We start from the raw sequence: 12132 nt of genomic DNA, 5'->3' as shown, positions 1-12132 counted from the left end.
CGGCTCTTTGATGGCAGTTTGTGGCGGCGATAAAAAGCAGGTGCGCGTTTATGCGCTAGTGTGTGGCAGGTGCAATCCACTTGCAAAAGACTTAATAAAAGGCAAAGACTTAAAAGGGGGTGTGATATGACTTTTGAGGCAGCATTGCAAGGTGCATTAAGAGTGCTTTATCAGCATAATCCAAGCAGCGATGGCGAGCTAGAGAGCGTGTATATCGCAGATTTTAGCAATGATAGTGTGGTGGGCTATGGCGTGCGTGAGAGTGTGCGGGCGTATTTGTGGGATTGTGAGGGGGAGCTTAGGCTGGACTTTTCAGAGGGGCTAGACTCTCTAAAAAACCAAGTCTTTTTAGCTTTCAAAGACCAAAACGGCAAGACTATCACGCCTAAAGCCCTGCATTTTGTAAGCAATCGATGGAAAGTCTTTGCGCGTGTCAATACCTTAAAAGAGTTTGAGTAAGGGAGGTGCGCGATGAAAAAAGAAAAAGCAAGACGCAATAATCGCTTAATCTTTAATGCGCTAAGGCGTTATTTTAGCGAGCGAAAAATCATCGTGGTGTTTGTGCTAGTGTGCTATGTGGGGCTTTTAGCCATAGGCATAGCAAATGCAAGCGATTCTAAGCTAGAGAGGGCTAAAAAGCTAGATTCTAGCATAAGCCTAGAATTGCTCCAAGAGCTAGACAAACCAAAGCCAAACATTTACATTATCCAAGAGTTGCAAGGCGGGGGAATCATCTTTAAGGCGTGCAGTGTGCGTGAAGTGGTGATGTTAGCGCGCAACTACTGCAAAGACGACTTAAAGGCGTGTGAAAAAGCAGTGCTTATCACTGCAGAGCAAGGCGATAATGAGCTAGTCCCCTGCCTTGATAAACAAAGTGCTTACAAAAATTACATCAAATTGCAAGGAGCAAACTAATGGAAAAAGCGTTGAAAGTGCTGTGTTTTATCATAGCAGGCATTGTGTGTGTGGTGTATTTTGCGAGGGTTTTTTATGCAGAATCAAAGGCATTTGATTTGCAAAGCAACCCAAGCTACTATGATGGCTATGGCGAAATCCCAGAATATGTGCGTTATGCGATTTTTGAGGATTTGAGAAAATGCTATGGCGATGCGCAAAGTCAAAGGCTACTAGATGATTTTGTGGCAAAGCGTGTGATCTTTAGCGAGCTAGAGAGTCAAATAAAAGCGTGCAAAGCGCAACTAAAACAAAGGAGCAGTGATGACAACTAGAGATTTAAGAAATCGTATGAAATACTACGAAATGGGCAACAAAGTATGTGAGCTAGCAGACAAAAAGCTAGATAATCTAAAAGCACAAAGAGAGCTAAAAGCGATTATTTTTTTTGATTTGGCTAAGGCGTGCGGGTTGCCACTGCAAGCAAAAAGCGCGGAGGTGGTAGAGAATTTTATAGACTTGCTAGATTCTCTTATCACGCTAAAAATCCAAGATTTTACAAATGATTTTAGAGAAAATCCTTTGCCGTATTTGTTTTTTGAGCAAAAACATAGCTGGGCAAGTGAAAATCTCTATAAAGACGCGGGAAAGCCAAAAAGTGCGTCTTGTAAAATCTGCGGGGGCGAGTTTGTCCCTGTGGCTTTTGGCAATACGACCTGCGGGGAATGCCTACTGCGTGGAGGAAAAAGCAGGGGGGGCAAAAGCGGAGGTGGAAAATGCTAAACATAAAAGCGATTTGTAAGAAATGCCAACAAGAAGCGGTTTTTGTGTGTGGAAATACCATTGATTTTGACACGGCGATAAATGAGGAATACGGGCTAGAGCCAAGCGATGAGACAAGCCTCCAGCTTGTGTGTCCAAAGTGCAAAAAAAGCAATGATTTTGCGCTTATCATAGAGCAAGATGAAAATTTCGATTTTACAAAGGAGCAGTGATGAAAGTAGAACATCAAAAAACCCAAAAAATGCCTTTTGTCGTGCGGGGAAAAACCCTGCATATTTGCACGACTTTTGAGGGGAGGCGTGTGCGATTTAGCACAGGGCTAAAAAACAATGCGCAAAATCGCGCGTTTATCCTGTGTGAGTGTGAAAACATCATAAAAGAGTATTTTGCACCAAAAATCGCAGGAAAAGATAGCCTAGAAAACTATGCTAAGAAGTTTTTAGACTCTGCAAAGACGCTAAAAAAATCTAGTCAAAACACTTATCAAACAAGTATAAATGTGCTAAAGCGTTATTTTGATTTTAGAAAAAATCTTGCAAGTTTTAGCACAGAGGATGTAGAGAGATTTTATGCCAAGCTAAACGCAGAGGGGCTAAGCGCAAATCGCGCAAAAAGGCTAAAAGCGATTGCAAATGCGATTTTTGAGAGGGCTTTTTGCGAGGGAAAAATCCCAAAAAATCCTTTTGCATCGTTGCTAAAAAAGCGACTTAGCAATTTAAGAGATAAAAAAGAGTGTGAGCCTTTTAGCCTTAGTGAAATAAAAGATATTTTGAGCGCGTGCGATGAGCTAGAAAAAAGCGATAAACGCTTTTTTTGGTTTAAGCCTGCGTGTGTTTTAGCGTTTTTTAGCGGGCTACGAAGTGGGGAGCTTTTGGCATTGCGCTGGGAAAATATCGATTTTTTCAGCGGCAAAATCTATGTCAAATCTACGATAAATCGTTTTGGCATCACTCTGCCAAAAACAAAATCTAGCCTGCGCGAAGTAGATTTATTGCCTGTGGTGGCTAAAGAGCTAGGCAACTTTGCACGGGCAAAATTTGGCACAGATGAGCCAAAAGGATTTTTATTTGTAGATTTTGCAAACAAACCTTTTATCAACACGGCTGGGGAGTTTGGCGAGCTATGGCGTAGCACTCTAAGCTATGCTGGGCTTAGTTTAAGGCGTTTTTACAACACGCGCCATACCTTTGCAAGCGTGATGATAAGCAAAGGGGAAAACATTATGTGGGTGTCCAAAATGCTAGGACATAAAAATGCAAATATCACGCTAAATACTTATGCGCGTTTCATTGATGATGGCGCGGAGCGGGCAAAATTTTTGCGTGATTTTAGCGCGTAAAGGGGGAAGGAAAATGAAAAAAGCGAGTTTTAAAAAAATCCGTGTGTATCTAAACGCGGAGTTTATGGATTTGCTAGATTTTACCTCTAGTTTTTACAAGGCTAGAAGTAGCCATATTTTAAGATTTAGCCTAAGTCAAAGGAGTGAAAATGGACATTTTAAAAAACCGAAACGAACGCAAGGCATTTTGCTTAAGCAAAAATGCCTACAAAAAAGCCAAGATTTTAGCAAAGCGGGCAAATACTCCATTTGCGTGTTACCTTACTTTGCAAGTGATGAAGTTTTTGCAAAAAGAGGCGAGCCAAAATCTTTTCGTGTGGCATAAAATGCAAGAGCTAGAAAAAAGAGCGCAAAGAAAACAAGAAGCAAGACAACAAAAAAAGGAGCAAAAATGATACAAACAAGCGAAATTACAGGGCAATTTGTCCAAATCCCTCATAGTTTTTTAAGAGACAAAGAGCTAAGCACGGAGGCTAGATTTTTGGGCGTTTATTTAAGCGCGTTGCCAAAAAATTGGAATGTAAATTTTGAGCAAGTCGCTTATGAGCTAGGCTGGAGCTATTCAAAAATCCGCAAAGTTGTCAAAGAGCTAATGGCTTTTGGGATTTTAGAGCGAGAGGAAATCCGCGATGAAAAAGGGCGTTTTTGTGGCGAAAATCAAACTAAAATCAACTACACAAAAGAATCTAAAAATGAAACAAATCTCTTTAATCAAGGCAAGCTAAAAAACAGCCAAAATCAAAGCAAAAATGCAGAGCAAGAAGCTAGCGAAGTGGCTAGCAAAGGCGACTTTGTCCGTGTGGTCAAAAATCCACATACGGATTTTGTGCAGCATAAGAATAAAGATTTAAAAGAACAAAGAGACTTTATATCGCGCCCGCGCGTGTGCACACGCGAGGAAACACGCGATGAAAAAAGCCTAGAATCTTACAGGCTGTTTAATCGCAACGACTTAAAGCTAAATCTTTGGCAACTTTTTAAGCAGGGCGAAAAAGGCTTAAAATCCGCACAAAAAGAAATCTTAAACCCGCAGGGCTTAGATGAAAACGGGTTAAAAGCGTGGGAAATTTTTGTAGCACATCGCCAAAGCATAAGGCAATTTAGCAGCGAGGCTAGAAAAAGAGCGGCAAGAAAGTTTGAGGAATTTTTTAGCGCGGGGATTGATTTAAGCGAGGCGGTAGAAATTGCCATAGCGCGTGGCTGGTTTTGCTTTTGGGACAAGCAGGGCAACTTAATCACAGGGCAAAAAACCACCGCACAAAAACAAAGCCAAAAATCCACAGCACAGGAGCAATACTACAAAAAACGCGGGCTAGACATAGATGCGCTGATGAAAAAATATGTAAAAACCGCGTAAAATCCCAAAAAAAAAGAGTGTCAAATGGAAAAAGAACAATTTGTGCGTCTTGTCTTGCAATCCCAAAAAGCGCGTTTTAGCGATGAGCTAGAGTTTCAAAAAAGCGCGGAGTTGCTAGATTTTATCCCTGAAATTGCGAGGGAGGATTTGATTTTACGACTAAAATTTTTTAGTGTGAAAGGCAATCCGCAAGGCTTTTATGGGCTAAAAGAGCTAAGCGAAATACTAGCACAAAGCATTTTAGAAAAAACGAGCGCAAAGGCTAAGCAAAGCCGCTTAAAAAATTATCGTGGCAGTGATGAGAGTGCGTTTTTTATTTTGCATAAATTTTTCATCGATAAAGAGCTAGCAGGTGCGCCTGCGTGGTTTGCAGAGTTTGTGCTAGCACAAAATGCGGAGGTGGGCGATGCTTGAAGCTGTGATTTTGCATAGTATGCTGGAATACCCCGAAAAAATCGATGAGTTTTTAGCAAAAACCACGCGTAAGCCTTTTAGCAAAAAAGGCAATGAAATACTAGATAAAATCCTAAATCTTGCCAAGAGTAGCAATGATTTAGCGCAGGGGATAAATTTAGAAGCGTTTCGTGCATCTTTGCCAAAAAGCTGGCTAGATGATGATTTTACGCTTGAAATCTTTGCAAGCACGCCAAACATTGCTTTTGTGGATTTTGCAAGTATTTTTATACAGGATTTTCAACTAAAACAGCAAAAAGCCCTAAGCAAAGAGCTTGCAAACGCTAGCGAAAATGGCGAAGTGCTAGATTTGCAGATTTTAGCCCAAAAGCTAGAAGTAGCGCACGCAAACTACAAAAACGCAAAAGAGTGGCAAGATGAATACAACAACAAGCCAAAAATGCCATCGTTTAGCACGGGCATAAGCTATTTTGATGAGTGTTTGCGTGGAGGGCTAGAGCTAGGACAACTAATGATTTTAGGAGGCGATGCAGAAGCGGGAAAAACGACTTTTGCCCTGCAAGTGTTTGAATTTTTGGCAAAAAAACACAAAGTTTGCTTTTTTTGCTTTGAATTTACTATTGATGGCTACTTAAAAACAAAAGCGCAAAATCGCGGGCTAAAATACCCGCTAGAAAATATGATAATCATAAATGACGGCTACCATATAAATGATGTAGCCCAAAATGTCAAAAATCTAGTCAAACAAGGCGTTAAGTTTTTTTTGATTGACTCTCAAATGCGCTTAACAAACAGCGGGGGGCGAAATATCGAGGAGGAGGAATCTAGCAAGTTTAGCATTTTAGCTAGACTTTGCCATTCTCTAAATATTTTTATTTGTTTGATTATCCAAACAGCAAAAGGCGATAGATTTAACCCCAGCAACTCCAAAAAAGGCGCGCACGAAGCAAGCATAAGCGTGCGTATAGAAATGATGCCACCTGACAAAAACGACTTAGCTCAAAAAGGACAGGAATGGGACGAAAATGCCCGCAATGTGCTTGTTTATAAAAATAAACAAACAGGCATACACAACAAAAAAAAGCTAGCGTTTGACAAGCAAAAAGGGCGTTTTAGTGCGTTTGTGGAGGGCGAAAAAGTCTATGAAGTGGATTATAACGACATAAAGCGCGACCAAAACAACACTATTGAAATCATAGACATTTAAGGAGTAAAAATGGCAAAAATCCTAAATTTAGATTCTATCAAAACCCAAAGCGACATAGTCGAGGTGGTTTCACATTTTTTGCCTTTACAAAAGCAAGGCGACAACCATAAAGCCTGCTGTCCGTTTCACAAAGAGGGGACGCCATCATTTGTGGTAAGCCAAGCAAAGCAGATTTATCATTGTTTTGGCTGTGGAGTGGGGGGCGATGTATTTTCTTTTGTGATGGCATACAAAAAATGCGAGTTTAGCCAAGCCGTAGAAATCATAGCAAATATGCAGGGCATAAGCCTAGAGTATGCCAAAGGGCAAGGAAGCGAAAAAAAATCAAAATATAAAGATTTTTGCGAGCTAAATGAGGCATTAAATGAAATGTTTGTAGAAAATCTAGCAAATCCAAAAAGCGAGATGGCAAAAAAATGCCAAGATTACCTAAAAAAACGCGGGATTTTGGCAGAGGATTTTAGCCGCTATGATATAGGTTTTATCCCAAAAACTGATGAGATTTTGGCACGGCTATCTAGCTATCAATGGGATTTAGCCCTAGAGTTAGGTTTTTTGCGCAAAAATAAAGAGCGCGAGGGGTATTATTGCCCTTTGAGCGAGCGTATAAGTTTTGCGCTTAGAAACTCCCAGCATAAAGTCGCAGGATTTTCTGCTAGAAGCCACCCGTATAAAAACTTTCGCAACGCAGGCAAGTATATCAACTCTAATGAGAGTGAGATTTTTAAAAAATCACAGATTTTATATCGCTACACGCACGCAAAAAGCGTTATTGCTAGCAAAAAGCGCGTGTTTGTCGTGGAGGGCTTTATGGATGCGCTAGCATTAGATAAGATGGACATAAAAAACGCCGTAGCGACTTGTGGAACGGCTTTTAGCCTAGCCCATCTAAGTATGCTATTAAAAACCCCTGAAATTGAAATCATTTTTTGCTTTGACAAAGATGAAGCAGGCGGGCAAGCGGCAATAAGAAGCCTAGATTTATGCTGCAAAGCGGGGTATTTTGAGGCAAAAGTAGCGTGGGCAAAAAATGAAGTAAAAGATTTTGGCGAAGTGCTAGAGAGAGGGGAAAGCCTAGAGCTAAAAGAAATAAATGGATTTGAGTTTATCCTCCGCTACAGGCTAAAACACGCAAAAAACAACGCACAAAAACAAGCCGTGCTAGACTACGCAAAAGAAGTGATAAAATCCTGCGAGCTCTACTACACAAGGCAAGAACTCATAGAGCAGGCAAGCTACGCGCTAAAAATCCCCAAAGAATACCTAACCCAAAAAACTACCCCAAAACAACCCCAAAGCCCACTGCCAAGTGTGGAAAAAATCCTGCTAAAATCAGCCCTTTTTGATGAAAAAATGGCGTTTATTTTGCGCGAAGTCTTGCAAAGCGAGGGCGTAAAAATCTTTGCTACACAAACCCAAAATGCCAAAGATTTTTTAAGCGGAGCAAAAACCCAAAATCTAATCGCGCTAGAAATTGATGATAGCATAAATATTTTTATAGATACTTTTGCTTTTGGCGAGGCATTAAAATCTTTGCAAAGAAACAAAATTAAGTCAGAGCTAGAGATGGCAAGGGCTAGCAAAAATATTGATTTATTGCTTTTTTGGCAAAAAAAAGCGCGGGATTTAGAAATGCCTTTTTAAAATCTAGCCACTTTATTTTTACGCGACTTTTTGCCTAAAATCCCCGCATATTTTTAAAAGGAAAAGGCAAAATGTCGCTAAATCCACGAGGAAATCAACAAAACACGCTAGATTCTAACCTAGATGAAATGCGCCTAGCAAATGGCAATGCAAGCTACTTGCCAAAAGCGCAGGATTTTGGGCTAAAATCCCCTGCTACACCCGCGCTAGATTCTAGCGTGGCGTCAGATTTTTTCTCCTCTCCAAATCCTAAAAATCAAAGAACAAATGACGCCACACTAGAATCTAGCCAAATCCCACAAAATCCACAAGGCACGCAAGGCACGCAGAATGCAGATTTTAAAGAAGTGCTAGCAAATGATTTGCCTGTGCAAAACGAGCCACAAAATGAGCCAAAGCCCTACGCCACCACAAAACAACGAAAACTAGCCTTAAATGCTGGCGTGATAAACGCGATAAATGCCAAAGACGCCGATGAAGCATTAGATTTTCTAGCCACGCAAAATACCAACATAAGCTGGGATTTAGTCGAGCAGATGCGAAAAAACGGCACAAAATCCGCTGAAATTTTGGCTGGCATCGCCAAAGAATCCGCACAAAACCCCCAAAGCCTATGGATAGATTTAGAAACACCGTTAAACAAAAAAGAGCTAGCAAAAAATCGCTACAAATATGAGCGAAGCCAAATCACACAAGAAAACTTAGATTCTCTAAAAGAGGCAAATAAATTTTTAAGCACCTCCACGCTAGGCGACATCATAGGGCTAGATGCGCTAAAATCCAAAGAAGCACAAGCAAATGAGCGCGAAGCACAGCTAACTTTGCAAAAATTTGCCGAGCAAGGCTATGAGTATGACTCTTTGCCAAAAGAAGCACAAGACTTGCTAAAAAAGCAAGGAAGCGACACACTCACAACGCTTTCTAGCATTTTTAGCGCGACAAGTGCTGGCAAAATAGTCTATGAAAAGCTACAAACTCAAGCCAAAATCTATCAAAAAATCAAAAACAAAGAACCCCTAAGCGAGCAGGAAAAAAGCTATATTGATAGTTATGGCGAGGGGGCTGGATTTGGCGATGATGCCGAGAAGCAACAACAATGGCTTATGAAATACGAAGCCAAAAATGTTATCCCACAATTTGCCCAAGACGCGATTCACGCCCTAGAAAATAAAAGCGATTATAAAGCATTGATTTTTGGAAGCACGGAGGGCAAAGAAAAAGACAAAGCAAGATTTAATAACGGAATCAAAGGCGTAGCGATAATGAGCGGGTTTGATGATGGCTATGTCGATGAAAAAAGCGGGGATATTTTGTTTGAAAAAGATGGGTATTTATACCAAGTAAATACGCGCTTTTTGGATAATTTTGCAAATTTGCTAAAATCAAATGCTTTTAGCATAGGTGGCAGCATACTAGGAGCCACAAAAGGATTTAAAACAACCAAAAATCTAGTAGGGCTTATCGGTGGTGGTGTGCTAGGTGCTTTTGTCGGGGGGAGTATCGATGCGACTTTAGCTGATATTTATACGAAAAATAAAATAAACTTTGCTGAAAATCTACGGCACGGCTTGCACGAGGGGATTTTTAACATAGCGGGGGACTTAGCCGTAGCGGGCGCGATAAAAGCTGGCAAATACGCCCTAAAAGGCGCAAAATCCCTCACGCCACAGGGTGCTAAAGACTTTTTAGGCAAAGTTGTTGAATACACGCCCATTTTAGGTTTTGCAAAGCGTGCAATCGATGGTAACGCTAAAGCCGTAGAAAATCTTATCAAACAAACCTACACGCCAGAGCAAATAAAAGCCTTAAAAGATTTTAGCCAAGATTTTGGCATAAATCTGCGCATAGGACACAAAAACGCCCCCCAAAACGCAGATTTTATCGCGCAAAAATTTGGGCAAGAGCATAGTTTTACAAAAGCTGCAAACAAAATCCAAGAAATTTTTTCACTAGAAAATCAAAGCCAAAAACAAACCGCTTTTATCAACGCCATACGAGCTGATGAAAGCGGCAATTTGCTAGCATTTTTAACAGAAATTGCCAACCAAAGCCCACAAGTCCAACAAAACCTAAAAAGCATACTAAACCAAACCACTGCCAAGCTAAAAAATCAACTAGAAAATTTAGGCTTAAAAAACAACGAAATAAAAGAAGTTTTTAACGCTTATGAGCAAGGCACAAAAGATTCTTACAACGAAGCGGTGGAAAACATCATAAAAAAGGTTTATGACGATAACTATAAAACAACTTTAAGCCAAGCAAGGCTAGATGAAATACAAAACAGCTTAACACAAAGAGGGATTTTAGCCGACACGAGCGCACCTTTTTTGCAATTTATCAAAAACAACATTTACAATGCAAAAGGCGTGAGCTTTGATAATCTTAACAACACCCTAAAAACGCTAAATGCCTACTACAAAGACATAAAAGACCCAAATTTTAAAAGCTATATTGATAATTCTTTAAAAGATATTTTACGCCAAGACATAAAAGCTGGCATTGATTCTATATTTTTGCAAAACTCCGCGATGGCAAAAAACGCACAAACACTTTTTGCTACGGCTTTAGCGGATTATGGCAATATGAAAAGCGTGCTAAAAAATATTGACAAGCTAAAAATACGAGACGCACAAACAAGCTATAAAAAAAGTTTTGATTCTATGCTGAAGTTTTTGCAAGGACAAGGCGATGAAATAAGCAATTTTAAACACTTAAGCCAAAACCTAGACAAAGAAGCTAAAAAGCGGTTTGAAATAGGAATCTTAAACGAGCTTTTTAACGCATCTCTTACCACGCAAAAAGATTTGCAAGTGTTTAACTCTACGCTATTTTTTGAAAGGCTAAAATTTTTAGAGGGCGAGTTTGACACCTTGCTAGCAAAAGATTTTATAAAAATCGCGGAGGGCTATCATAAACTTTTTAAAAATGATGTCTTAATAGCAGAATCTATAAAACCCTCCACCACGCAAAAAATCGGCTCAAGCATAGCCACAACGATACAGGGCGCAGCAAAAATGCAAGCCACAAAGGCTATTTTTAGCCAAATCATAAGACTTATGCCAAATATCCCTAGCTTTGTGCCATTTTCACAAACTTTTAATGAAAAAATCGGTGGCGCAGCATTGCGTTATCATTTGCGTAGCGCACTAGAAAAATCCCACTCTGTAAGCGAGCTAAAATTTACATTGCAAGAGAAAATCAAACGAGGAAATTTTGACAACCCCACAAAACAAATTATCAACAAAATTACCAACCAAGTCGATAAAGCACAAGATGAGATTTTACACACCGCTAAGCAAGCACAAACAAGCAATGAAACGCTTAAAGATTTTGGACAAAATCCACAACCAAAATCTAGCTTAGAATCCGCCCCTGCGCAAAAAATGCCCGCAGAATTAAACCAAGATGAATTAGAAAATATTTTAAGCCAATTTGATAATGTAGAAAATATAAAAAAGCATTTTATAGACAAGCCCGATGAAAAACAACGCTACGCGCTTTTTAGTTTGTTACAAGAAACAATGCTAGACCCGCTCATAAAATATACAAGCGCAGGAAAGCAAAAATATATACAAAAATTTAGCACAAACAACGAAGCCGAACCATTTTTTTATTTGCTTATCACACAAGACAAAGACAAAACTTTTATTACACATTTTAAGACAAGAGATACAGAATATTTGTTAAACGATATTGCAAAAGCAGATGAAGTGTTAAAAGGTGCTGACCTTATCGGCAAATTTACCAGCTGGGGAGGAAATAGCAGTGCTACTAAGCCGACCTCCACAAACCAACTAAATGGAAAAAATGAAAGTATAGCAAAAAATAATCCAACATCGCAAGCCCCACAGCAAGATGTCCCAAAAAACCCATACAAATCAATCTTTGAGCTAGCCAAAGAACAAAAAGAAGCAAAACAAAAAGCCCTGCTAGAAAAACAGCAAGCTGATAGCGAATATATCGCAAAAAAAGAGGCAGAGAAAAGAGAGCGAATAAACAAAATCCTAGAAGCACAAAAAGCATCACAGGGGCAAACCACGCTAGAAGCACGCGCAAAAATCAAAGCAGAGCAAATGGGGCAAGATGTCCCCTACCAAAAGCTAGCCGACACGCACATAATACTAGATGATATTACTTACCCAGCCGAGTTTGTCATCATCGACAAAAACGACTTAAAGCCTAGCTTTGAAGCGGGAGGGTTTCAAACCCGCGAAGTAAAACAAGATGACAAAATAGCAAACATAAGAGATAACTTTGACCCGCTAAAGATTTTTGGCAAAATCGGGGAGTATGATGGGCTACCACTCATCGCGCGAAATGGCGAAATAATCGCAGGAAACCACAGAGGCGAAGCTATCAAACACTTAAGCGGGGAAAATCTAGCCAAGTATAAAAACGAAGCAAAAAAAGTGTTTGGCATAGATTTAGAACAAGACAAAATCATTGTGCGCAGGATTTTAGATGATACAGAGAGTGAAAACGGAGCAAACTTAC

General features: G+C 39.9%; 12 protein-coding genes. All 12 read left to right on the top strand.

What is annotated here, in order from left to right; all coding sequences use genetic code 11:
• Positions 1–126 precede the first annotated feature (126 nt).
• A complete protein-coding gene (locus ACWIUO_RS12880) occupies positions 127–459 on the top strand; it encodes a hypothetical protein (RefSeq protein ID WP_454178294.1) in 333 nt (110 codons plus the stop codon).
• Between the two features lie 12 nt (positions 460–471).
• On the top strand, positions 472–915 hold the full coding sequence (locus ACWIUO_RS12875; RefSeq protein WP_454178293.1) for a hypothetical protein: 444 nt from the start codon (positions 472–474) through the stop codon (positions 913–915).
• Positions 915–1229: a hypothetical protein gene (locus ACWIUO_RS12870; protein ID WP_454178292.1), complete on the top strand. Its 315-nt coding sequence runs from the start codon at positions 915–917 to the stop codon at positions 1227–1229. Before ACWIUO_RS12875 ends, ACWIUO_RS12870 begins: the two co-directional genes overlap by 1 nt.
• Positions 1219–1677, top strand: a complete 459-nt coding sequence (locus ACWIUO_RS12865; protein ID WP_454178291.1) for a hypothetical protein — start codon at positions 1219–1221, stop codon at positions 1675–1677. The genes ACWIUO_RS12870 and ACWIUO_RS12865 overlap by 11 nt, the downstream gene beginning before the upstream one ends.
• On the top strand, positions 1671–1889 hold the full coding sequence (locus tag ACWIUO_RS12860; RefSeq protein ID WP_454178290.1) for a hypothetical protein: 219 nt from the start codon (positions 1671–1673) through the stop codon (positions 1887–1889). The genes ACWIUO_RS12865 and ACWIUO_RS12860 overlap by 7 nt, the downstream gene beginning before the upstream one ends.
• Positions 1889–3016 carry a tyrosine-type recombinase/integrase gene (locus tag ACWIUO_RS12855; protein ID WP_454178289.1) on the top strand — a complete coding sequence of 376 codons (1128 nt, stop codon included), beginning with the start codon at positions 1889–1891 and terminating at the stop codon, positions 3014–3016. Before ACWIUO_RS12860 ends, ACWIUO_RS12855 begins: the two co-directional genes overlap by 1 nt.
• A gap of 13 nt (positions 3017–3029) precedes the next feature.
• Positions 3030–3341: a hypothetical protein gene (locus ACWIUO_RS12850; RefSeq protein ID WP_454178288.1), complete on the top strand. Its 312-nt coding sequence runs from the start codon at positions 3030–3032 to the stop codon at positions 3339–3341.
• A gap of 66 nt (positions 3342–3407) precedes the next feature.
• A complete protein-coding gene (locus ACWIUO_RS12845; RefSeq protein WP_454178287.1) occupies positions 3408–4373 on the top strand; it encodes a hypothetical protein in 966 nt (321 codons plus the stop codon).
• A gap of 24 nt (positions 4374–4397) precedes the next feature.
• On the top strand, positions 4398–4787 hold the full coding sequence (locus ACWIUO_RS12840; RefSeq protein ID WP_454178286.1) for a hypothetical protein: 390 nt from the start codon (positions 4398–4400) through the stop codon (positions 4785–4787).
• Complete coding sequence (locus ACWIUO_RS12835; protein ID WP_454178285.1) at positions 4780–5994, top strand: RAD55 family ATPase; 1215 nt, start codon at positions 4780–4782, stop codon at positions 5992–5994. The genes ACWIUO_RS12840 and ACWIUO_RS12835 overlap by 8 nt, the downstream gene beginning before the upstream one ends.
• Positions 5995–6003: 9 nt before the next feature.
• Positions 6004–7638, top strand: a complete 1635-nt coding sequence (dnaG, locus tag ACWIUO_RS12830) for a DNA primase (protein WP_454178284.1) — start codon at positions 6004–6006, stop codon at positions 7636–7638.
• Between the two features lie 71 nt (positions 7639–7709).
• Positions 7710–12132, top strand: a 4423-nt coding sequence (locus ACWIUO_RS12825) for a hypothetical protein (RefSeq protein ID WP_454178283.1), incomplete at its 3' end; no start/stop codon positions are given.

It is taken from the genome of Helicobacter sp. T3_23-1056 (assembly GCF_053654535.1).
Note: the sequence above shows the minus strand (reverse complement) of the source record. Positions and strands in the feature narration are given on the sequence as shown.